General features: G+C 43.3%; 23 protein-coding genes. 7 read left to right on the top strand and 16 right to left on the bottom strand.

Annotation, left to right across the window (positions count from 1 at the left end; genetic code table 11):
* Positions 1 to 24: 24 nt before the first annotated feature.
* The 7 genes from GGE08_RS14200 to GGE08_RS14170 all read right to left on the bottom strand — a co-directional run bounded on the left by GGE08_RS14200 (position 25) and on the right by GGE08_RS14170 (position 8,082).
* Positions 25 to 684, bottom strand: a complete 660-nt coding sequence (locus GGE08_RS14200) for an alpha/beta hydrolase (RefSeq protein WP_179385551.1) — start codon at positions 682 to 684, stop codon at positions 25 to 27.
* 9 nt (positions 685 to 693) lie between these two features.
* Positions 694 to 1,017, bottom strand: coding sequence for a hypothetical protein (locus GGE08_RS14195; RefSeq protein WP_179385550.1), 324 nt, complete (start codon positions 1,015 to 1,017; stop codon positions 694 to 696).
* Positions 1,017 to 2,270 (bottom strand): dihydroorotase, encoded by a 1,254-nt coding sequence (locus GGE08_RS14190; protein ID WP_179385549.1) that lies wholly within the window; start codon positions 2,268 to 2,270, stop codon positions 1,017 to 1,019. Before GGE08_RS14190 ends, GGE08_RS14195 begins: the two co-directional genes overlap by 1 nt.
* Positions 2,267 to 4,189, bottom strand: a complete 1,923-nt coding sequence (locus tag GGE08_RS14185; protein ID WP_257024044.1) for a BatA domain-containing protein — start codon at positions 4,187 to 4,189, stop codon at positions 2,267 to 2,269. Before GGE08_RS14185 ends, GGE08_RS14190 begins: the two co-directional genes overlap by 4 nt.
* Before the next feature lie 215 nt (positions 4,190 to 4,404).
* A complete protein-coding gene (locus GGE08_RS14180) occupies positions 4,405 to 5,412 on the bottom strand; it encodes a glycosyltransferase family 2 protein (RefSeq protein WP_179385547.1) in 1,008 nt (335 codons plus the stop codon).
* 49 nt (positions 5,413 to 5,461) lie between these two features.
* On the bottom strand, positions 5,462 to 6,130 hold the full coding sequence (locus GGE08_RS14175) for an SGNH/GDSL hydrolase family protein (RefSeq protein WP_179385656.1): 669 nt from the start codon (positions 6,128 to 6,130) through the stop codon (positions 5,462 to 5,464).
* 467 nt (positions 6,131 to 6,597) lie between these two features.
* Entirely contained in the window at positions 6,598 to 8,082 is a 1,485-nt protein-coding gene (locus GGE08_RS14170) for a S10 family peptidase (RefSeq protein ID WP_179385546.1), read from the bottom strand.
* A 252-nt stretch (positions 8,083 to 8,334) separates the two neighbouring features.
* Between GGE08_RS14170 and GGE08_RS14165 the strand changes: the two genes are divergently transcribed.
* The 4 genes from GGE08_RS14165 (at position 8,335) to GGE08_RS14150 (ending at position 14,047) form a co-directional block, all read left to right on the top strand.
* A complete protein-coding gene (locus GGE08_RS14165) occupies positions 8,335 to 9,930 on the top strand; it encodes a phosphatase (RefSeq protein ID WP_179385545.1) in 1,596 nt (531 codons plus the stop codon).
* A 77-nt stretch (positions 9,931 to 10,007) separates the two neighbouring features.
* Entirely contained in the window at positions 10,008 to 11,840 is a 1,833-nt protein-coding gene (locus GGE08_RS14160) for a cytochrome-c peroxidase (protein ID WP_179385544.1), read from the top strand.
* A gap of 105 nt (positions 11,841 to 11,945) precedes the next feature.
* Positions 11,946 to 13,088, top strand: coding sequence for a Gfo/Idh/MocA family protein (locus tag GGE08_RS14155; RefSeq protein ID WP_179385543.1), 1,143 nt, complete (start codon positions 11,946 to 11,948; stop codon positions 13,086 to 13,088).
* Positions 13,089 to 13,231: 143 nt separating this feature from the next.
* Entirely contained in the window at positions 13,232 to 14,047 is an 816-nt protein-coding gene (locus tag GGE08_RS14150; RefSeq protein WP_179385542.1) for a hypothetical protein, read from the top strand.
* 85 nt (positions 14,048 to 14,132) lie between these two features.
* Here the strand turns inward: GGE08_RS14150 and GGE08_RS14145 are convergent, their stop codons facing one another.
* Together GGE08_RS14145 and GGE08_RS14140 are read right to left on the bottom strand one after the other, a co-directional pair.
* Positions 14,133 to 14,897, bottom strand: coding sequence for a TIGR02757 family protein (locus GGE08_RS14145; protein ID WP_179385541.1), 765 nt, complete (start codon positions 14,895 to 14,897; stop codon positions 14,133 to 14,135).
* A 1-nt stretch (position 14,898) separates the two neighbouring features.
* Positions 14,899 to 15,567 carry an ABC transporter ATP-binding protein gene (locus tag GGE08_RS14140; protein WP_179385540.1) on the bottom strand — a complete coding sequence of 223 codons (669 nt, stop codon included), beginning with the start codon at positions 15,565 to 15,567 and terminating at the stop codon, positions 14,899 to 14,901.
* 268 nt (positions 15,568 to 15,835) lie between these two features.
* Between GGE08_RS14140 and msrA the strand changes: the two genes are divergently transcribed.
* The 3 genes from msrA to GGE08_RS14125 are packed head-to-tail and all read left to right on the top strand — an operon-like array spanning position 15,836 to position 17,316.
* Complete coding sequence (gene msrA / locus GGE08_RS14135; protein ID WP_179385539.1) at positions 15,836 to 16,399, top strand: peptide-methionine (S)-S-oxide reductase MsrA; 564 nt, start codon at positions 15,836 to 15,838, stop codon at positions 16,397 to 16,399.
* Positions 16,386 to 16,985, top strand: a complete 600-nt coding sequence (gene folE, locus GGE08_RS14130) for a GTP cyclohydrolase I FolE (RefSeq protein ID WP_179385538.1) — start codon at positions 16,386 to 16,388, stop codon at positions 16,983 to 16,985. The genes msrA and folE overlap by 14 nt, the downstream gene beginning before the upstream one ends.
* 40 nt (positions 16,986 to 17,025) lie before the next feature.
* A complete protein-coding gene (locus GGE08_RS14125) occupies positions 17,026 to 17,316 on the top strand; it encodes a hypothetical protein (RefSeq protein ID WP_179385537.1) in 291 nt (96 codons plus the stop codon).
* A gap of 38 nt (positions 17,317 to 17,354) precedes the next feature.
* Here the strand turns inward: GGE08_RS14125 and GGE08_RS14120 are convergent, their stop codons facing one another.
* The 7 genes from GGE08_RS14120 to GGE08_RS14090 all read right to left on the bottom strand — a co-directional run bounded on the left by GGE08_RS14120 (position 17,355) and on the right by GGE08_RS14090 (position 23,533).
* Positions 17,355 to 17,909, bottom strand: coding sequence for a type 1 periplasmic binding fold superfamily protein (locus GGE08_RS14120; RefSeq protein ID WP_179385536.1), 555 nt, complete (start codon positions 17,907 to 17,909; stop codon positions 17,355 to 17,357).
* A gap of 16 nt (positions 17,910 to 17,925) precedes the next feature.
* Positions 17,926 to 20,316, bottom strand: coding sequence for a TonB-dependent receptor domain-containing protein (locus tag GGE08_RS14115; RefSeq protein WP_179385535.1), 2,391 nt, complete (start codon positions 20,314 to 20,316; stop codon positions 17,926 to 17,928).
* Positions 20,317 to 20,395: 79 nt separating this feature from the next.
* Positions 20,396 to 20,728 carry a hypothetical protein gene (locus tag GGE08_RS14110; RefSeq protein ID WP_179385534.1) on the bottom strand — a complete coding sequence of 111 codons (333 nt, stop codon included), beginning with the start codon at positions 20,726 to 20,728 and terminating at the stop codon, positions 20,396 to 20,398.
* A gap of 60 nt (positions 20,729 to 20,788) precedes the next feature.
* On the bottom strand, positions 20,789 to 21,307 hold the full coding sequence (locus tag GGE08_RS14105; protein WP_257024043.1) for a DUF6787 family protein: 519 nt from the start codon (positions 21,305 to 21,307) through the stop codon (positions 20,789 to 20,791).
* A gap of 29 nt (positions 21,308 to 21,336) precedes the next feature.
* Entirely contained in the window at positions 21,337 to 21,795 is a 459-nt protein-coding gene (locus tag GGE08_RS14100; RefSeq protein ID WP_179385533.1) for a DUF6146 family protein, read from the bottom strand.
* Between the two features lie 70 nt (positions 21,796 to 21,865).
* A complete protein-coding gene (locus GGE08_RS14095) occupies positions 21,866 to 22,507 on the bottom strand; it encodes a DUF937 domain-containing protein (protein WP_179385532.1) in 642 nt (213 codons plus the stop codon).
* Positions 22,508 to 22,582: 75 nt separating this feature from the next.
* A complete protein-coding gene (locus tag GGE08_RS14090; protein WP_179385531.1) occupies positions 22,583 to 23,533 on the bottom strand; it encodes a D-2-hydroxyacid dehydrogenase in 951 nt (316 codons plus the stop codon).
* Positions 23,534 to 23,539 lie beyond the last annotated feature (6 nt).

Raw genomic sequence — 23,539 nt, 5'->3', positions numbered from 1 at the left:
TCAACGTCCAAATTGGCCAAAAACTTAAATTCGTTCCTGCAGCCACTTTTTAAAGGAGAAAAAGTTTTGCTGGGAAACGCCATGGCCTACCGGGAATTCATGGTAGGTGGTGTCGATGTTTAGCTTTTTTAGGAATTCTGGGGCTTTTTCCGCCCATTCTAAAGGAATAACTTGGTCCACTTGTCCATGGGAAACATAACAATGGAGCTTACTATGGTCCTTCTGGGTATAATCATCCACTAGAATCCGTTCATTGATGTAGCCACTGAGAGCCACAACATTTTTCACTTTTTCAGGGTAGGATAAGGCCACCGCATAGCTCAAAATGGTTCCCTGACTAAAGCCTAAAAGGGTAATGTTTTCCGCATCAAGGTCATACGCTTTAATGGCCTCATCAATAAAAGCAACGATTTTTTCCCTCGATTCCTTGGCTTGATCATCATCGCTCCATTTTCCTTGTTCCGCATCAAAATTAATGGCATACCATGCATATCCAAAAGGTTCAAGGTCGTATGGCGCCTTTACGGAAATCACCATTAACTCACCAGGTAACTCGGATGCAAATGAAAATAGATCTTCTTCGTTGCTGCCGTAACCATGAAACATAAAAATGGCAGGTATGTTACCGGAAACCTTGGATGATGGACGCACCAAATGCGTAAGCGATAGTGATTTTGGGGACATGCTATTGATTTAGGATATGAAGGTAAACCATTTTTGAAAGAATGGGCCGATAAATGGCAACGGTTTTGTCTTTTCATTCAATACCTGTAAGAATCCAAAAATCCAAATCAAAAGATAAAAGGCATAGACAAAAAAGGATAAATAAACGATGCCCGAGTACGTGAGTAGAATGGCCAAGGCGTGAAACAGGATATGAATTCCAAAGGCTTGCCGAATATGAAAACGCGCGAAGCTATTTTTTGGTTCAATGTTCATGGTAATGGCAATCAAACAGCCAATAATGGTGATATAGGCCACAATTGCAGTGGTTTTTCCTGGGGTTGAATCGCTCATTACAAAGTAGTTAAATCGTTATGGATGATTCCGTATACTTTTCCCTTTAAGGAAGCGCCCACAAACATACTATTTTTGGAAGTAGAGCGGATATCTTTTGCCTCGAACACATATTCGCCTTCTGGATTGAACAGGGTAAGGCATGCTTTGGCACCTTCTTCCAATTTTGGGCTTTCTATCTGATATCGGGAGCGGCCGTTAGTGAGCAACTTTACGGTTTCATCCAAATTAAATAGTGTATTTAGGGCACCGAAGGCCGATTCCAGCCCCAAACTTCCATTTTTGGCATTGTCAAACTCCACGCGCTTGTGTTCAACATCCATGGGGACATGATCGGAAGTCACAAAATCAATGGTGCCATTTTTTAAACCTTTGATCAATGCCTTGCTATCCGATTTTGTTCGTAAAGGCGGTGAAACTTTAAAATTGGTATCGAATCCGACCAAGGTCTCATCGGAATAGAACAGGTTATGGATGGCCACACTGCAGCTCACGTCCAATCCTTTTTTCTTGGCTTCTGCGATAAGTTTTACCGAACCCGCTGTGGATATGGTGGGAATATGAAGTTTGCCCCCAGCATACTCCAGGATAAACAAATCCCGTGCAATCTGTAACTCTTCGGTCAAAGCAGGAATACCCTTTAGTCCTAGTTTTGTGGAAACTTCTCCTTCGTGGGCCACTCCTTTTCCTTTAATGTTCCCATCTTGTGGAAAGGAATAGACCAAACCATCGAAGTTTTGGGCGTACAACAAGGCAATCTTGAGTAAATTGGGATTGGAAATCTGCCTTTTGAAGTCATAAAAGGCTACGGCTCCCGCATTTTTCATATCGTATAACTCTGCCAAATCGATACCGTCCGCATTCTTGGTGAGTGTGCCCATGGGATGTAGTTTAGTGGCTTTTCCAAGGCCACGTTCCTTTAGGAACACCACATCGGAACTGGTATCCGGCACAGGATAGGTATTGGGATTGAGCACCACATCGGTAAATCCGCTTTTACCTGCCGTTAAAAGTCCGTTTGCAATGGTCTCCCGCTCCTCGTAGCCCGGCTCACCGAAGCAGACGCTGCTATCGAACCATCCCAAAGAAACATGAAGATTGGCTTTCTCCACTGTTTTTACATTCGCAGGGGCTTCCACTGAGGCGCCAATTTTTTCGATAATCCCTTTTTTGATAAGGATATCACGTTTTTTCGAGTGAAGTTCCCTATTCTCTGGGCATACAATTTTTGCAGACTTCAGCAGAATGTTCATGTAACAAATTTTTGAATGAGTACCTCTATGAGCGCCAGAAGCAACGCTAAAATAACAAACCATTTCCAATAAGCGGCAATGTCGTTTTCCGCTTTTAGGTATTCGAACAGCTCGGGGATGGAGTCCATGGTGTTCACATTTTCCAATGAGCCTAGGTCCAAGTATTTGAGCTGGCCCTCCGTTCGTGGATAGTTGAAACTTATATTTTGTAGTAGTTGTTGATTTTGTACGATTCCATAAATCCCATCTTCGGTGGGATTTTGGTCAAACGTTAACCGCACCCGGTTTGGAAAGCTTTGCTGCAATGGAATAAACTCATACCCCTCCTTAGAAACCTTCAAGATTTCGTCGTTGCCCATCTCTGCTGGGACATCAACTACCGAAGTCTCTCCAATGGTTTGATAGGGTCTGGATTGCTGTAAACTCGATTGGGCCATGTTGTAAAAGGTCGGTACAATCAGCGGTGAGTTGATGAAGTTGGAGTTCTCCAATTCCAACGGAACAGTAAAGACATAAAAACCATCATCACCGAGCAAAAATGGATTTCCTCCGTCCATAGCCAAGGCTATAGGTAGACTGGTCTGTACGTTATAATAGGCCTTAACGAAAGGGTATTGGAAATTGGTGACCCGTTGCTCAAAAACATTGCGATACAGCGGATGGTCAAAGGTAATCTGCGTTAATCGTGTTTCCGAAACCACTTTCTGGGTCAATTGTGTACCTGACCAAGCGGACAGAAGCGAATTATAGGATGCGACATCGGCAGTGCTTGCCGGCACAATGATCAGCGAACCACCTTCATTTTTAAAGGTGCGCAAAACATTTTGAAGACTATTGGGAATGGAAGTCAAGTTATCCAGCACTACCACATTTTGTTCATCCAGTACACTGTAATCCAATTGGGCCAATCCATATTTTTGAAACTCGAACTCCTCATCACGGAACAAACGGTCCAAATAGTCGCTATCCGATTCACTAATGGCCAAAACCTTTACCTTTTTCTTATCGTTGATGTTGAAATAAAAACGATTGTCATACCCCAAGGCATTGTCCATAATGCTCAGCCGTCCGTTCAGCCTTTGGTTGGCAGGAATGGTGAATTCTACTTCGGCAGAGCCATCCGAATTGAATTTTGCCGCAGTTTTGGCAATCAATTCATTGTCATTAAAAAGTGAAATGGGCAAGGGATTATCCGTTGTACCCCCACTTAAGAAAACCTTTAACGTATTTTGGTCGTTCAGTCCCTCCTGCACAAAAACGGAATCAATGGAAATATTGCCCACCTCCTTGGGCTCCATCGGTACAAAGTGGGTCCTGATGGTCGTATCCAATTGGATGTTCCCTTCGGAAATTCTTTCTTGAAAATCGGAAAGTACTATCAGGTTTTTAACGGTCCCGTTATTGGATGAAAATAGACTTTTGGCCTTTAGGCCAATCTCTTCCAAGTTCAGTTGTTTGTAGGAGTAGGGAAGGGACAACAAGGAATTTTGCACATCCGACAGTTTCACATTGGCAAAAGTTCTTTCGTTGGTGAAAAGGCTGAACGTACGCTCCCCGTCTATATTTTTTACAATATCCTGAACTGCTTTTTCCAAAAGGGAGATACCGTTGTTCTTGGCCTGCATACTAAAGGAATCATCCAAGTACACCACGGTTTCCTTTTCCTGAAGTGCGGTATTCGAAGAAGAGAATGGTTGTGCAAACGCCAAAATGATAGCCGCCAACAACAATAGACGGGTGAACAGTAGCAACCATTTTTTAAGGGTATTGCTCTTTCTTGATTCCGAAACTACCTTTTGCAGCATGGCTACATTGGTAAAAGGTGTTTTGGTAAAGCGACGTAATTGGAATAAATGGATTAAAATGGGTATGATTAGAAGAAAAAGTGCCCAAAGAATTTCTGGATGTTTAAACTGCATTCCCATCATTGCTTGGTCAAAGATAGGCATTAAAACATTCCGAATTCAAACTTCGCTAACCAATGACCGATTAACAATTAAAAATTTACTGTCATTTTGAGCGCAGCAAAGAATTTCTTTCTGACACGAATTTCACGAATATTATCGATTGTCATTTCCAGCGCCCGCCCCTGGCAGGCAGGCAGTGGAGAAATCTATTTTGAAGAAGGGTTGAATCAACAAAAAAAGAAATAATCCAGCATCGGGGATTGTTGCAAGTCAGAAAAATAGCTTCGAATCTCTTTTTGGGCCAGTTCGTTAGCCACGGTGATGATGCTCTGCGGGTTGTTGAGTCCCTGCAAGGCCTCAAAATGGACCAAGCGCTTACCATAGATTTTCTTGCCGATTTTCTTGGGGTTATCGCATAACCAAACAAATTCCAGATTTCTTTTTTTAAGGCCTTTGGCAATCTTTTTCCCTTTGAATCCGGCTCCCCAGACCACTAAAGGTCGTTTTGGATCATAATTGAGCTTTAAAAAGTAGTGCAGTTTGATGTCCAAAAAGTAATTCTGGGCGTAGTGTTCATGGGTACGCGAGGTGCGCGTATCGTAATCGCGCCATAGATGTAGCACTTGGTCACAGGGAATGATGGCGAATCCCTGTTCATAAAAACGAAACGTAAGGTCGTAATCTTCGGGGTAGCGGTTGGGCTCAAAACCCTGACATTGCTCAAAGTCCTCCCGATATGTCATCCAACAAGGGGAGGGAATCACGCATTCCTTGTAGAGTTCATCAAAATTGGTCCCCGTAGCGGTCAACGTGTTCAGCCATGTTTCATAACGTTCGTATCCATTGCTGATGCCCCTATCCGAAAAATAGTTGACTTGCCCCACAGCAACGTGTCCAGCTCCGTGTTTTTGCAATGAATTTACCATGACTTCCAAACGATGGGGTTTCATGATGTCATCAGAATCCATACGGGTTATAAAATCACCTTGGCACTGGGCATAGCCTGTTTGTAGCGCGGGAATGATACCGTTTCCCTTGTTTTGATATAGTTTGATTCGCTCATCCTGTTGTGCATAGGAGCTAAGGATATCAAAACTTTCATCAGTGGAATGGTCGTTGACAGCCAGCACTTCTAAATCCCTATAAGTTTGGTTACGGATGGAATCCAAACATTCAGGAAGAAAATTTGACGTGTTTTTAAAGGGAATTATGATGCTGACTTTGCCATTTTGCATGTTCAAAGCTAACTAAATTCCATTTCGTAGTGCAATAAAGGAAAGTCTATTAAGGTTGACCTAGGGTTTGTTCAATGGCATTTTTCACCATACGCTCCATAATCGAGTAACCTTCCTTGGTCACATGGACTTCATCCGTAGTCAATGCTGAAGGCAGTCCATTTCTGTCGTCCGCCATTTTCGAAAAATAATCCAAATACATAACTCCTTGAGATCCTGCCATGGCTTTGAGCATGCTGTTGAGCTTGGGTATTTTGATGTTGGGCTGTAAACCCGGCCTCCATGGATAGTCAAAAGCAGGAAGTACGGAACAAACAATGGGCTTGATACCGTTGGCCTTTGCCAATTCTACCATGGATAGGATATTGTCGTGGATTTGCTCCAAGGTCATCGGCCCAGTATTGCCCGCAATATCGTTGGTGCCTGCCAAAATTACTACTGCTTTCGGGTGTAGATCAATAACATCCTGACGGAAACGCAGCAACATCTGTGGAGTAGTTTGACCACCAATGCCACGATTCACATACGGATTTTCTTCAAAAAAATCAGGGTTGGCATCCTTCCACATTTCGGTAATGGAATTGCCCATAAAAACCACACGGTTTTCCCCATCCGTAGGAGCGGCAAGTTCGGTATTTGCGGTTTGATACTTTTCCAAATTGGGCCAATCTTGGGCATTGATTTTTGAAGCGCTCGACAGTCCTAAGAATGATAACATGATACAGAATAGCGTATGTTTTTTCACAGGTGTTGGGTTTTGTTAAAAATAGAGAATAATCATCGTATCAAAAGCATAAATAAAATGAAAAATAGCACGACTGTAGCCAGTACGGCGTAAAACATAGCTCTTTTTTCCTTTTCCCTTTGAATGAACATCTTTTTACGAATTCGTACTATATCACGTCGACTAGCCTTTTTAAAATGTAACTCTGTGACGCTTTTGGTGCCATAAACATCACTTTTAGATTTTAACTTTCTTTTTTTTAGCATGTTTCTGTTAGCCTTTAGGCTTTTAATCGCATGCATCATACTTCCTTCTCCCCCCATAATTAGAATATTTACCTTATAAGTAGTCTTTTATGGGAAATTGTTACAATAAAATCAAGTTTGTTGATTATTTTTCAATAAAAAAGCGGTGTGACTTAAAATATCACACCGCTTTTAAATACTTTATTATGTTTTGAATTAATATTTCGCGCTCTTTCCGTTGGCTTGGGTACGCAAAATAAACGCCCTAATATCTTCATTGGCCGTTTTTAAATCCTCTTTTCTCAAATACATCATATGTCCGGAGCGATACCCTTTAAACTCAAAGCGGTCCTTCATTCTACCGCTTGGGTCTACCTGGGACATGGTGTATTTGGCGGCAAAGTAGGTACAGGCACCATCATAATACCCAGACTGCACTAAAACGTTCAAATAAGGGTTCTGGGCCATTGCTTGGCGCAAATTGTCCCGAACATTGTCATTGCTATCATCCCAAGGCCGAACAGGACCGAACATATTGTATTTGATATCCGTTTTGAATCCCAACTCTTCCTGTAAATAATAGTTGATGGCAGGAGTGAAGCTATGCAACCAAGACGTCAACTCTGGCGAGTAATCCGGACTTGTCCCCGCCAGTGTTTTGTCGATACCCAAATAGCGGCTATCCAGACGTCCCACGGTGTAACCACCTTTATCCCGCATCAAAGCCTTCCAGAAAAATTGTGTGGGCACATCCAAGTTGTGATCAATGATATCTTTTGAACTTAATCCAGAATATCTGGCCATTTTATCGGCGATGGCCTTACGTTCCGAATCTGGAATAAAGCCACCTTTGGCGATGGCAGGCAACAATTCGTTGATGGTAAATTCTTCTACCTCTGGCAGTACTTCGAGCAGGTCTTTGCTTTGTAAATCGGATGGCAGTGCCTTGTGATGCCATGCTGCAGCTGCAAAATAAGGCAGGTTCAAGGCACTGGAAACAGGGTCATTGTCACGGAACACTTTGTAATCTGCAGGAGACACCATGATCACACCATTTAAGTACATCCACTGTTGGTTCTGCAGTGCCAACGAAAGTCCCATGACACGTGTACCTCCATAGCTTTCGCCCACGATATATTTAGGGGAACGCCATCTGTTATTTCGTGTAACGAAGGTATTAAGCCATTCGGCCAAGTATTTGGTGTCCGCATTGATTCCGAAGAATTTTTCGCGGTCCACCTCTTTCCCTGTTTCGGGAATGGTTCGTGAATATCCTGTATTTGCCGGATTTACGTAAACAATATCGGTAACATCCAAAACGGAATAAGGGTTCTCTTTAACTCCGTAGGGCTGCACGGGATAACCTTCATCATCGATTTTAAGGATACGTGGACCGGTGTAGGCCAAGTGCATCCAAACCGAGCCGGAACCGGGACCACCATTAAAGGAAATCAACAAAGGACGTGACGCCCTATCCCGGACATCGTTTTTCGTATAATACGTGTAATGCAATGCAGCGATGGGTTTTCCCATTTCGTCCCAAACAGGTTGGGTACCCGTGGTGGCTGTGTAATTGATTCGCGCACCATTAATGGTTACGGAATGTTGTGTGGTAATCGTAGTGTCGACAGGAATTTTTCGTTCTTGCGCAAAGGCCATTGATGTGCAAAGCACAAGGCCTAATAGTAAGCATTTTTTCATATGAATTGGTTGAATTAGTCTTGTTTATAAAAATAGGGAATTTGGGTTATAAGACCATCCTTGTAAAACCAAAAAAACGGTTAACGTTAAATTCATCAAGCTGAAACATTGAATTCCACTTAAGTTTACATAGTAACCTTATGTTAAAAGTAACTTAAAACAATGTATATTTTCAGATAATCCTATCCTAAACAAGGGTGTTTAGTTTTACCCCAACAACATTAATAACATTAAAACTGAACACTTATGAAAATGAACAGATTATTTTTAGGACTAGTTATTATGTCCTTGGTTTCTTTTGGACTCACCAGTTGTGAAGGTGAGGATGGAAGAGACGGTATTGATGGCACCGATGGCATTGACGGCCAAGATGGGGTGGATGGAGAGGACGGAGAGGACTTAACCCTTGAAGACCTTACACCTTTGACCAGCTCCGTGGTTCCCAATAACGTATTTGAATTTAAAGGTGCTTTTGCAGGTACCGCCCAGTTGGAGATGATCATGACTTCGGCCGATATTCTGCCATCTGATTCCACATTTGTTTTTGGAGCCTACACCGATGGTGCCGCCCTTTATCCTTATGAAGATGGTACCTTCGCCTTGGTCAATAATTTGGAGGCCGATTATTCCATTGCTAGGATTAGGGTCAATTCCGACCTACGCCCAATGGAAGGAGATTACATCGTGAATGCTACAGCTACTGCATTCACCGCTCAATGTTCCGGTTCTTCGATTACGATGGAAGAGCATGGATTTGGACCGCTTTACCTTTCTGGGGGTGAATGGGGCGGAAATGCCAAAGGAGTATACAAAATCAACCCGTTCCGATCTCCCGATGATAGGGTAGAAGCTGAGCGTTTGCCAGCCTTGGGAGAATGGTCGACCGAAAATGCCGTTGCCATTGGTAAAAACGCTTACCCCGGTCAAACTGTAGTTTTTATGGGCGATGATGATAGCCAAAACGAATACCCATCTGCACACTTCGGAATGTATGTTGGAGGTTTGGGCGACCTTAACAGCGGAAAGCTGTATGTGCTTAGAGGAAAGAACACTGCAGAGACTGGCATAGGTGAAGGCGGACAAAAATTTGAAATGGGTATGGCCCAAGACATCGAGTATGATGTGGAATGGGTAGAAATGACCGAAAGAACCTTGGAAGAACTGAACCAAGAGGCAATTGATTCCGTTGCCATCGGATTTCAGCGTATAGAGGATATCGATTGGAGAAGAGGCTCAGCAGAAAACAACAGAACGGTTTTCTTTAACGCAACAGGGCGAATCCGTTCCAACAACCCAGATTTGGCCAGCAGAGGAACATCATTTGGAAGGGTATATAAATTGGAACTCAATCCCGATAACCCAACTGGAGATGCCAAACTTACCGTAGTGATAGATGGTGACTTGGAGGGTGGAAAAGGAGATGGGATGCACTCTCCCGACAACATAGTAGTTACCGAAAATTACGTTTACGTGCAAGAAGACCCGAATGGCTATGCTTCTTTGAACTCCGATATTCAAGGGTATGCCAAACTATGGCAATATGATATCATGAGCGGAAATTTCACAGAAGTGATGGAGTGTAACCAAGCTGCCGCTGCCCAATTGGGCATTGGTAACATAGATGACTACTGGGAAATTACTGGTATGATCGATGTTACCGACATCATTGGGGCTGCCGAACCCACCTTTATTTGTGGTGCACAGGTACACGGATGGTCATACGACAGCAGCAATCCGGCCACTTTCCGCGCCGATGGTGCCAAGTTCGTGGACCCGACGGCCATTGATGAAGGAGCAGCTTCTTTGGAAGGTTCCTTCTTGTTCAAAATTACTGGATTGCCTAGGTAAGACGACCGTAATAGAAATTTTTAAAGGGTTCCCTGTCAAAAGGGAGCCTTTTTCTTCATTTTTAAAACTATTGGATAATGAGATTCCCCACCTATTTTTTCACGGGTATATGTGTTCTTTTTTTGAGTTTCGTCTCTTGCAAACAGCAAAACCCACCCAAAAAACAGACCAGTGCCAATGCTGAATCCATGTTCAACGAAGAAATCAGGAACCACTATTTTGTAACACTGGACAGTGCCGCATACTACATGCAAAAATTGGATACTTCGGCTTCCTTGGCGCACAATAGGGCATGTTTTTTAAAGAGCAGGGAATGGTACAAAAGGGCGGAGCCTATGATGATTGCCTATGATTATCAGAACTACCTCTCCATGAACGCCCCAAACCTCCTCAAAATTGAGATAGATGATTATACGGACATAAAAAAATTGAGCCCAAGGAGTTTTCAGGTATTGGAAGAATTGTTGTTTGCCGAAGTGGAGGTGCCCATGCAAGAGCTACAATTGGTGCTCGATTATCTTCAGGTGCGTATTCCCTATATCCGCAGAAACCACATCATTTATACCCAACGAGACAGACATCACCTAAAAATGATACGGGATGCCATTGTCAACGTTGCAACCAAAGGCATTACGGGATTTGATTCCCCCATGTTGTCGAACTCCCTGAACGAAGCCATCTATAACTACGAAACCATTGCAAAGGTGATTTCCATTTATCAGGAAGCATTTAAGAGTCCAGATTTATACCATCAATGGACCATGGAAATTGAAGCAACCATTAATAGTTTAAAAGCGAGCACTTTTGATGATTTTGACAGGTATGGCTTCATTAAAAATCATACCAACAAACAATTGGAACTTGTTAACCAAACCGCAACCGATTGGGGAATAGCGTTAAATACTTCCCGTTCGCTAAACTCCACGGCCAACAACCTTTTCAGCAGGGACTTTTTTAATATGGACCAATTTACCATCCAAGGTTCCCCAGCCATTACCGATGAGCGAATTGCCCTTGGAAAAAAACTCTTTAACGACCCCTCCCTTTCCAGTACGGGAGCCATGAGCTGCGCTACCTGTCATTTGGAAAGCAAAGCATTTACAGATGGACACAAAAAGGGCTTGGGGATAGACGGCATCGAACTCCAACGCAATACGCCCACCCTTACCTACGCGGTGTATCAGCGCAGCCTTTTTTATGATGGAAGGGCAGATGGATTGGAAGATCAGATCGTGAACGTGGTCAACAATGAAAATGAATTCCATTTAGATTTGAATACAGTGGAGCAAAGAATCAAGGAGGACGATGTGTACGCTTCATCTTTTGACGAGTTGTACGATGGTGAGGTAACCAACCAAAATGTGAGGCACGCCATCGCCACCTACATCCGAAGTTTGGCCCCTTTCGATTCCAGATTTGACAAGAACATGCAAGGATCGGAAAATACCCTCACTTCCGAAGAGAAATTGGGATTCAATCTCTTTATGGGAAAAGCAGCCTGTGCCACTTGTCATTTTCCTCCAGCCTTCAATGGTACGGTGCCCCCAAAATATATGGAAACCGAATTCGAGAATTTGGGCGTACCAAAAAATGCTGATTTTGACCACCCTATTTTGGATGACGACCCGGGACAATTCCATCCTTATGAGGTAGAGGAAAAAAGGAACTTCTTTAAAACTTCGACGGTGAGAAACGTGGCATTGACAGGTCCCTACATGCACAATGGCGTATACGAGAGCTTGGAAGAAGTAGTCCAATTTTATAATGTTGGTGGAGGTCAGGGAATGGGACTGGAGGTGCCTTATCAAACATTGCCACCAGATTCGTTGCACTTGACCGACAAGGAACAAAAGGCATTGGTAGCATTTATGCAGTCTCTAACAGATGCACGGTTTCTGAACGAAAAATAGTCGAATTGTACTTCAAATTTGTGATTTGCCCAACACAAGGCCTAATTCTGGATGCAAAGTGCTTTTCAATGTGTACATTTAAGAACCTTCTTAAATCGGTTGAACATGAAAAACATAACACGAAGAAACTTTAACAGCCTCACCGCAAAAGGAATCGGCGGAGCCGCTTTGCTATCAACCGCTCCATTTGCCTGCGCCATGGGCGTCAATCAGGAAAAGGAGAAATTGGGCATTGCGCTGGTTGGATTGGGAAGTTATAGCACCTATCAACTGGCACCTGCCTTACAAGATACACAACATTGCTATTTGGCAGGAATTGTAACGGGAACTCCGGCCAAAGAAAAAATCTGGGCCGAAAAGTATGGAATCCCGAAAAGGAATATCTACAATTATCAGAATTTTGATGATATCGCCAACAACGAGGATATTGATGTAGTGTACGTAGTGCTCCCCAATAGTATGCATGCTGAATTCAGTATTCGGGCGGCCCAGGCCGGTAAGCACGTAATTTGCGAAAAGCCTATGGGAATTAGCGTTGCCGAATGTGATGCAATCATTGATGCCTGCAAGGACGCGGGCGTAAAACTAGGTATGGGCTATCGCCTGCATTCCGAACCGTATACCCAACAGGTTAAGGAATTTGTTCGTGAAAAGACCTTTGGCGATGTGTTGTTTGTGTCGGCCGATGCTGCCTACCGCTCAACTGGCAATCCAGACCAGTGGCGCTTGGACCGTTCACTTTCCGGTGGGGGTGCGTTGGTGAATATGGGTGTTTATGCCATTCAGAGTACTATTTATGGTACGGGAGAGAATCCCATATCGGTAGCTGCACAGGAATTTAGTACCCGTCCCGATTATTTTAAGGATACCGACGAAACCATAACGGCACAGTTCAAGTTCCCGAGCGGAGCTGTGGGCAATATTTCCACATCCCATAATTTTAATGCAAACGCCATGTATGTTTCAGGTTCTTCAGGATGGTTTCGACTACAGCCGGCCAATAACTACGGTCCGCTGAGTGGTGAAACTTCGAGGGGAGATGTCATTAAATTTCCTTATGAGAGTCAACAAAAATTGCAAATGGACGATTTTGCACGCCATGTGTTGTTTGGAGAGTCCAATAAAGCCCCTGGTGAAATGGGAAAACGCGATATGATGATCGTGGAGGCCATTTACCGGTCCATTGCCGATGACGGAGCAACAATTGCCTTGGATTTTGAGCCTGGTTTTGGGTTTGAGTCAAATTGATATTTTCATGGGATACGCTCTTTTATCATTGAAGAATTAGGTTTAATTCGCTAAAAACCAGTACTTAAAACAAAAAAAGAAAGGAATTTTAACATAGTGATCGGTTGAATTTTGTTTTTTTGTAATCACAAATCTTACACATTATGAAAAAACTTATCATACCTACGTTGGTTCTTCTTGTCATGGGATGTGACAAGGAAGATACCACACCGGACACTACACCGGACGCAGCTGTTAACACCCTTACGGAGTATGTCTTGGTCAACAAAATATTCCAGGATGTGGGCAATAGTAATGGAGACGCCATTTTGGATGCCGAGAACAGTGCTGGAAGTTCAGCAGCGAAAACAACGCCAAATACGACATCACAAGTGGAGATAACCGTTTCCCCTGCTGATTTTGTTAATTTTCCTAAAACAATTACCGTCGATTTCAAGGATGGCACCTTAGGCCAAGACGGTGTTCTTCGCAAAGGAGTGGTGAGCATCGTTTCCACAAATTGGTATGGAGCGCCAGGAAGTAAACACACAGCTACTTTTGATTCCTATTACCATAACGATTACAAGGTTGAAGGTACCCATGTGGTTGAAAATTTGGGCGCAAATGCAGATGGATACTTGGAATACAGTGTGGAAATTGCCGATGGAAAGATCACCACTAAAACGGGGGATGTCATTCAATATGAAGAAGATTCAAAGCGAACATGGATTTCGGGCAGTCAAACACCTTTGAACATTTGGGATGATGAATATTTGCTGGATGGACTGCAAATGGGAATCAGCTCGTCCGGATTGGATTATTCGTTGAGCACTATTGAACCCTTGCACTTTGTTCTAGTGCCACGTGGCGTAAAATCTGGGGTTTTGAGCGTTGAATTGGGCGATATCAAAGATATCGAACTGAACTACACGAACTCTACCATTACGATTTTGGGTACCACATACCCTTTCACCAAATAAAACATCAGATATAGAAGCCTGCTGGGGAGTCGGCAGGCTTTTTTAGTTTTAAGGCATCAGCCCTTAAGTATCTTGATGCTTAGGATTAGAATTTCTCAAAAACCCCCAATCCGAATAACGCAAAATCATATTTTACGGGGTCGTTCGCATCGAGCTTTCTGAGATTCTTGTCCAGTTCCAACAAGGCTTTGGCATCGTTCTGTTTGCGTTTGAGCAGTTTTAGTTTGCGTGCTACATTGCCCGAATGCACATCCAAAGGACAGGAGAGTTTAGCCGGTTCAATATCCTTCCATAACCCAAAATCTACACCAGTGCTGTTGTTCCGCACCATCCAGCGCAAAAACATATTGAGGCGTTTGGCGGCAGAGCCTTTATTTGGGTCGGAGACATGTTTTTGGGTTCGTTGTTCATGGGGCAGTTCAAAAAACACCTCCTTGAATTTTGAAATGGCCGGTTGCATGGAATTTTTGGTCTGGTGGCGGGTAAAAACGGTTTCCAATCCACCATGATTTGAATAGATATTGCGCAAACTGGTTACAAAGTAACCAAGGTCAACGCTATTGAACGTACGATGGACAAAAGGGGAGAGGTGCTCCAAATCCTTTCCGGAATGGTTCATGATAAAATCGTGGGGCGTATGGCCCATCAATTCCATCAATCTTGTAGCATTATTGATGATGCTTTTGCGGTTGCCCCAAGCAATCGTCGCCGTTAAAAAAGCACTGATCTCTATATCTTTTTTTTGGGTAAACCTGTGGGGAACCTGCAAAGGGTCATCCTCTAAAAATCGAGGATGGTTATATTCCTCCACTTTGGCATCCAAAAATTCCTTGAGCTCCGCTTTGGTCATATCAATCCTTGGAAACAATCAAACCATCCACCATAGTGAGCTTTCGGTCGGCCATATCGGCTAATTCCATATTATGGGTCACCAGTACAAAGGTTTGCCCAAACTCATCACGCAGTTTAAAGAATAGCTGGTGCAGATTGTCCGCACTTTCTGAATCCAGATTTCCGCTAGGCTCATCGGCCAAAACCACGGAGGGATTGTTCATCAAGGAACGGGCTACGGCCACGCGCTGTTGCTCGCCACCCGATAGGGCATTGGGCTTATGGTGATAACGATCTTTCAATCCTAAAAAATCCAGTAATTCCTTCGCGCGCTGTTCCGCCTCTGCTTTTGGTGTTTTTTTAATAAAGGCTGGAATGCAGACATTTTCTAGTGCAGTAAATTCGGGCAATAACTGGTGAAATTGAAAGATAAAACCAATGTGCTCATTCCGAAATTGCGCCAAAGCCTTATCATTGAGTTGGTTCACGTCGGTATCGTTGATCAATAACGTACTTTCTCCCTTATTCGTCGGTGTGTCCAAGGTGCCCAAAATTTGCAACAACGTGGTTTTCCCTGCGCCGGAGGCTCCGACTATCGAAACTACCTCTCCTTTTTGTATGTCCAGATTTACCCCTTGCAATACCTTGAGATCTCCGTAACTTTTTTGAATATTTGTGGCCTTTATCATATGTTCATCTTGGATGGTCGAAGATAAGGATTACTGTCGTATCACAAAGACGGTATTTTCAGCATATGAATGTATCACTTGTAAGGTTTTTTGAATGGAGCAATAGGATTTCTTAAGAAATAGTTCCCAGAACGACCTTTTATAAAACCTTCATCTTATTTATAAACCATTTTAAGTAAAGGGTTTAGGTATTATTTCGACCAATCATTCCATAAATATTTGTTAGAATGTGTTTTCCACGACAAATATTGTTTAACTTTGAATCAAAATGAATAAACAAAATAACAACGAATTGGAGACCGCAATTTTTGCAGGTGGATGTTTTTGGTGCACAGAAGCTGTTTTTCAACGATTGAATGGAGTCGAGGAAGTAGTCTCCGGCTACACGGGTGGGACTATCAAGAACCCGGCCTACAGGGAAATCTGCACGGGTCGGACTGGTCATGCCGAAGGGGTAAAAATTACCTTTAACCCAGAAAAAATATCTTATCCTGAACTTTTGGAAGTTTTTTTTGCTACGCACGACCCAACTACGTTGAACAGGCAGGGCAATGATGTGGGCACCCAATATCGTAGTGAAATTTTTTACACATCCCCGGAACAAAAACAATTGGCAGAAGATTTTATCCAATTACTGGAAAAGGAAAATATATTTTCTTCACCCATTGTGACGGCCATATCCGAAGCAAAACCTTTTTATTTGGCCGAGGAAGAGCATCATAATTATTACAACGAAAATCGGCAGCAACCTTATTGCCAATTTATAATTGATCCAAAGATCAAAAAACTGAACAACCATTTTTCAAAAAAGCTAAAGCATGGCACCGTATAGGAACCTCGAGGAATACAATATTGAAATCACCAACGAGGTGAAGGAACATTTTACCAAAATTGTTGAAGACATTGGAGAGGATGTCACCCGGGAAGGACTGCTAAAAACCCCTGAGCGTGCCGCAAAAGCTATGCTTTTTTTGACCCAAGGTTACAAACAAGACCCACAAGAAATTCTCAAAGGCGCCATGTTTGCAGAGGATTATGACGACATGGTGATTATTAAGGATATTGAATTGTATTCCCTCTGCGAGCATCATATGCTTCCCTTTTTCGGCAAGGCCCATATAGCTTATATTCCCAACGGTCATATTGTAGGCTTGAGTAAAATTCCCCGCATTGTGGATGTGTTCGCCCGAAGGCTTCAAGTGCAGGAACGTTTAACACACGATATCCTGGAATGTATCAACACTACCCTAAAACCTAAAGGTGTGGCAGTGGTCATTGAGGCTTCGCATATGTGCATGATGATGCGCGGTGTGCAAAAACAAAATTCGGTTACCACAACATCCGGATTCCGTGGCCAATTCGAAAAAATTGAGACCCGTAACGAATTTTTGAAGCTGGTAAGCTCCGATTTGTCCTAAACTACTTTTCCAATTAAGCGGGAATTGCTATTTTTCCCGTATGTCAGAAGAAAAAAATCATAAGTACCGCAACTTGTTTTTAGGGTTGCTGTTCGATGCCATTGGTATGCTATCTTTTGTAATCCCTGGGATAGGCGAGTTTTCCGATGTCATTTGGGCACCTGTTGCCGGGTGGCTTATGACCCGATTGTACAAGGGCCGGGTAGGGCAGGCTGCCGGTTTGATTACTTTCGCCGAAGAGCTGGTTCCCGGTATGGATATTATCCCCACGTTTACGCTGACTTGGATATACACCTATCTATTGAGCAAAAAAAAGAGTGCCAAAACGTAATTTGGCACTCCATTTTTAAACCAATTATTTTTCGGTTATTACTCGATTGTAATTTGGAACGTTTCAGTAAAATCTGTTTCGCCTCCAGCATCGGCCAATGTTCCATCGTTGGGTTTTTTGGGCTCATGCACTAAGGTTACGGCCAAGGTTGCATTTCCAGCATCGCCGGTTTCCAAAGTAAACGCCAATCCCAAAGGATTTCCGTCGCCGTCCACATCATCATAAGTGATATCCGTGATATTTCCGGTAGGGATATAAAACACTTGGTGTTCATCATCCTCTTCCTCTACTTCTTCCGTAATGTCTTCGGCCGGAGAATCGGTCTCGTCCAAAAATACTACTGACCCACTGTAAGAGGTGTTGGCAGCCAAGTTTCCTGAAACAGTGACCACAGGGGCATTGGGTCCGTCACCGTCCAAATCTTGAGATTGAAGGGTGATTGTAGTTCCACCGCCCGGAGCAACCAAAGAAACCGTCATGGTAGTTATGGTCTCTTCTTCGTTGATTTGCTCCGGTGCATTATCGTCATCAGAGCAGGCTACAAATGTTAGTCCGATAAAAGCGAATAATAAAAGTGATTTGATTGTTTTCATTTTAAGTTTAATTAAATTAATAATTGAGCTTTAGTTGTAATGTAAAGTTTCGACCCAAATCGTCGGCGAAGAATCGCTGACGGTTTAGGTAGTCCCTATAATTTGTGTTTAAAAGATTGCTTATGGCCAAAGTGGTGGTCAACTTGGTTTTATTGGAAAACGGAAATTCCATTTTTGATCGGAATCCCAATAGGTGATAAGCCTCTGGAGCCGTATTGATTTCCAAAACCACATCTTCTTGTTGTTGGGGAGAAAACACCGTTATGTTGTCCGGTGTCTCGTTTTGACGAAATACATATTGACTTTCCAGCGAGGCTTCAAAACCATTCCATTCAGGCATGGAAAAGGTGATTGAATTTCTCCAATTGGCTGCAGGAATATTGATCAAAGCGGTTTCGGTATCCGTATCCTGTCCCTTCACCAAGGAGAACTTATGTTCCGTGATCCAATGGTCGGTCCAATTGGAATACGCCGAAAAGTCAACACCCAAAAGTCGAGCACTGGTTTGGCGGTATTCCCAAACTGGAAATGAGCCACGAACCGTAAATTCAACCCCTGTCGGTTCTAAAACAATAAAGTTTTGAACCCAGTTGGCATAAGGCTCCAATAGAATACCCCAAGTTGAAAAATCCTTTTCCAAGGTAGTGGTAATCTTGTGCGACGTTTCGTTTTCGATACGCAAATCCCCTAGCTCTATCCTGGCAGCGGAGTGGTGCAACCCATCACTAAAAAGTTCGGATGGATTGGGTGCCCGCTGTGCCAAGGCATAGTTCAATTTTAACTGCAGGCCATTTGTGGTCAGGTATTTTCCGCCAACCGTCGTTGAAAAATTATGGTAATCCAAAACTGGATTCACCAATAACTGAGTGCCTAAATCCTCAACGACCAAGTCTTGAAATTCCTCATCGTATCCACGTTCTTCCCAACGGGAGGTGCGATAAAACTTTTGAGCATCTATCTTGTTGTAATCGTATCGGATTCCAGCATCCAACAATAATTGGTTGGTAACGCGATATTCACCTATCAAAAAGCTGCCAAAGTCAACTTTTTCATAATCGGGAATCAATCGGCGCACTCCGGTATCTGGATTCGCAAAATTATCTTGATACCTGCCCATAAGACCTACAAGAATGTTGATGTCGTCCTTAGTATCCCATTTGAAATCCGTGGACAGCGTATGTGTGGTCAGTTCCAAATCAATGGATGGAATATTGTCCCTTTCACCTCTTCGGATGTCATACTCAAACCTTCGGTTACTTTGAAAATCGTACTGTACGTTCAACTTTCCAAGACCCTCAAAGCGTTTGTAAAACTTAAGCTTTCCCAAATGATGGGTCACTTTTTGTCGAGGGTTTTGAAGGTCATAGGTAAAAGGTCTTATGATGGTAGGTTCCCCACTATTGATACTTCGTATCAAATCGTCCACGTTTCCAATATGCGAGGCCCTTAAAATGGCAATTTCCGTATTAAAATAGGAATACCGGGCATCCCATCCCCAAGAAAACAGATGTTTCCCCAATTGGAGGGAAGCTGCAATTTCTTGGACACCCGTATTGGACAGCACATAGTCGGGCGCTTCGTGGTCTCCCAAACGTTTATAGGAACCCTGCCCTTTGATGAACCATCCGTTCGCGTAAGACTTCGTCAACTCGGACACGATATTTCCGCCCCTTCCGTTGGACACACCACTGAGTATGGTTTTTCCATAAATACTGTCGCGCAGGGGAATTCGGGCTTGCTCCGCTACAATGACACCGCCTATGGCATCACCGCCATACTGAAGGGCTGAGGCACCTTTGATGACGGAAACCGAGCCTGCGGAATTGATGTCAAGGGTAGGAGCGTGTTCTGCTCCCCATTCCATATCCTGCATCCGAACACCATCGTTCAACACCAAAACACGACTGCCATTTAACCCATGGATGGCCGGTTTTACAATATTGGCGCCTGTGTTCAAGGACGAAACCCCGCCCAATTCCTTTAAGGCATCCCCCAAATTGCCGGCACTATAGTTTTCCAACATATCTAGGTTAAGTGTTTCCTCCTGGGCGGAATTGGTCTTGTCGCGAATAATGTTTCCCACCACTTTGACTTCGTCCAATTCTTCCAAGTGATGCTCCAATTTCACTTCGATTTTCGTATCCCCGTCGACCCTAACGTTCATCAAAATGGTCGAACATTCAGGATGTGACACCTCTAGTGTGTAGGTACCCGAACAGAGATTGGAAAATGTAAACGCACCATTGGCAGCCGTTGTCACCTCAGTCTTGGTTTCAAGGATTAAAAGTGATGCACCCTCCAAAGGTGTTTTTTGATGATAATCCATGACCTGTCCAGACAGTGTATCATCACACTGTTGGGAAATACCAAAAACCGGGAAAAACGAAATAAACGCAATGATAGCCATTGCTTTGCAGCTAAATACCAATGGAATGTAATTAAGTAGATTGAATTTTCTCCTATGAGAATTGAACAACGACGATGGTCTAAGCTACCACCGGTGGCGCCCTTAAGCTTTGAAATGATGCTTTAATAGGCTTGAACATATACGCGTAGTAAGCCGTTACATACGTTATATTTGGCGTAGCTACGGGTGTATAGTCGAATGTGGAAGAAAACAGGACTTTGTTGGCAAGTGTAAAGTCATGAAAATCACAATCCAAATGCCCATCATGGATATGATTGGTGCCATATTCCACACATTTCTTTTCATTATGGTGCTCATATAAGCTATGTCCTAGTTTGATGAGCGAAGGGGCCAGAACAGCCAATGCCATCAAAAGGGAACCAATGATAAAAATGTGTTTATGAGGTTTCATAACAATACAGCACAAAAGTAAACAAGGTGAATCCTCTTTATATGTTAAAAAAACTATAAACTATGGGAGGATAAAGCCCAATCCCATGCGTTTCAACATCTTTTTTTCAAAATTCCAAAAAAATTGATACTGTCCAAACAACCAGCCTATACAAACCAACAAAATCTGATAGATAGGAAAAATCAATAGTATTCGAAAGGTCCAATAAATCGCAGAATGTACGTTTTCACCATCCAAACCGAGCCAATGGACCAGTGGGCCTGCCAGTTTGCCGGAAATACTCCCTGTGATTGCAAAAACGATAAAGATGGCGATCATTTCCCATTTATAGGTCACCTTCCACTTGTTTTCCAATTTTTTAAAGCACCACAAGAAAAACTTTACGGCCGTAAAATACCCTATCAGTGTAATCCCGATGGTAAAGAACCATTCATATACGGTGTTGTTTAGCCCAAACGCGTGCAAGAGGCTTCGGGCAATCAGGTAAGCGGTAAGTATGACTAAAAGGGCGCCCAAAATGGGAAATAGCACTTGCCAGGCTCTTTGGATTTCCCAACGCTGCTTTAGTTTTTGCATCATCTCAATAAATTGAGCTCAAAAGTACGGATTTATATTCTTGGGATAAAGGGCCCCAATCGCTGGTTGTATTTCCGTTGAAAGTAGATGAAATAGTTATAAAGCTTATAATTCACCTCGTAACCATAGTCGATGCTAGGGTCATAATCGATGGGCAACTCATACAGATTGGGATTCCATAATTGGGGCTGTACAACCCTATTGTTCCAGTTCATCACCATAACAGCATTTCGAGTTTCCAAGAAGGTTTGTGAATAGTAACCTTCTGGTCTGGCTATGGAATTCAACCAAGTATAAAAACCGGGTTCTATAATGATAATCTCGTATTCCGTCTTATCATCAGAAATTTCTACAGGTTCTTCATCCGCGGAGTTGAACATGGCCTTTTCTTCTTCCGAAACGTCTAACGCCATTTTCTGAGAACCACAGGATACGAAGCTGATACAGAGCATTAAAATGCCAAATAGTGCAATGGGAGCATTCTTTTTCATACCCCTTAAAATACAAAAAAAGCCACTTGAACTTTCAAATGGCCTTGTTAAATATCGTTAAGCTTAGGGCTTACTTTCCAAAAAGTCCGCCTAATACGCCACCGAGTCCGCTTTTTTTCTGGTTTCCACCGTTCAATACCATTCCGGCAAGGTCATCGATAACGCTACCATCGCCATCACTGTCCAAAAAGGTTTCAATAAGCGATTGTTGTTTAGCGGCCGCTTTGTTGCCTCCCATCAATCCACCAAGCAATCCATTTAAGCCTTCGGGGCTGCTGACGTTTTGCTGACGGGTCTGTTTTCCCAAATAACCCAATAGAATAGGGGCAGCAATTTTTAAGATCTGTGAAATGGCTCCAGCGTCAAGCCCTGATTTACTGCTCAGTGCATTTTCCACTTGCGGTTGTTTGGAACCGAGGACGTGGCCCAAAATCCCAGCACCATCATCCATCACGTGTTGGTCTACACCGCCTCCAAAGAGACCTCCCAGATCATCCAAAATTCCGCCGTCGTGTTTGGAAGAAAGCGCATCCATAAGTCCTTGCGCACCGCCTGGTGTAGCTGCATTCCTTTTAATGGCTCCCATTAAAAGCGGCATTGCCATGCTCAATACTTCGGCTGTTTTATTTTCGGGTTGCCCTGTTTGTCCGGCAACACCACTGACCAATTGTTTGCCCACGGGGCTGTTGATCAATTCCAATAATCCTGACATTGTGTTAGTGTTAAGGTTAGGGTAGCAATGTACAAAAAAGTGGGGTTTGGTCGGATATTTCTACGCACAAACCTTTTATTTTAATGAATTGACGACCTTTTGAGCCAATTCCAAACCAATGCGTTGTTGGGCCTCTATGGTGGATCCACCAATATGAGGGCTCAGTGATATTTTCGGATTCATCAAAATCTGTATCTCGGGTTTGGGCTCGGATTCAAAGACATCCAATCCAGCAAAGGCCAAATGGCCGTTATCCAGAGCTTCTACCAGTGCTACTTCGTCCAATACCCCGCCACGTGAGGTATTGATGATTCCAGCCCCCGGTTTCATTAATCCCAACTCCTTTTTTCCGATTACATAGTTTTCTTGCGAAGGCACGTGCAGACTCACAAAGTCGGATTGGGAAAGCACTTCTTTTACATCTTTGCTTTGCAATTCGAAATCAATGGACCTTCCATCAAAAAAAGGAATGGATACGGTAGCTTTCTTGGTGGTATGGTCCGTAAAAAGCACCTCCATGCCAAGGGCCAAGGCCATGCGTGCCGTGGCCTGACCAATTCTGCCAAAACCAATAACCCCTAAGGTTTTTCCTCTTAGCTCAACACCTGCCGCATAGCTTTTTTTCAGTTGTTTAAACTGGCTGTCGCCTTCCAGGGGCATATGTCTGTTGGCATCGTGCAAAAAGCGGACTCCGTTGAGCAAATGAGCAAATACTAGTTCTGCAACCGATTCGGAAGAGGCCTCTGGGGTGTTGAAAACGATTATTCCTTTGGATTCGGCATGGGCCACATCAATATTGTCCAAACCAACGCCACCACGTCCAATTAGCTTTAGGTCTGGACACTCATCGATAATTTTTTTATCGACCTTGGTAGCACTGCGCACCAAAAGACCGGTAATTTTATTTTTGTTGATATAATTGGCCAGCTGTTCATGGGCCACATGCGTTGTTTTTACTTCAAACCCTTCTTTTTCCAAAAGGTCGATTCCCTCTTGGGCCATTCCGTCGTTTGCTAAAATTTTCACCATCGA

The organism is Allomuricauda sp. ARW1Y1 (assembly GCF_013407935.1).
Classification (GTDB): domain Bacteria; phylum Bacteroidota; class Bacteroidia; order Flavobacteriales; family Flavobacteriaceae; genus Flagellimonas.
The sequence above is the reverse complement of the archived record's forward strand: the minus strand, read 5'-3'. Positions and strand labels throughout refer to the sequence as shown.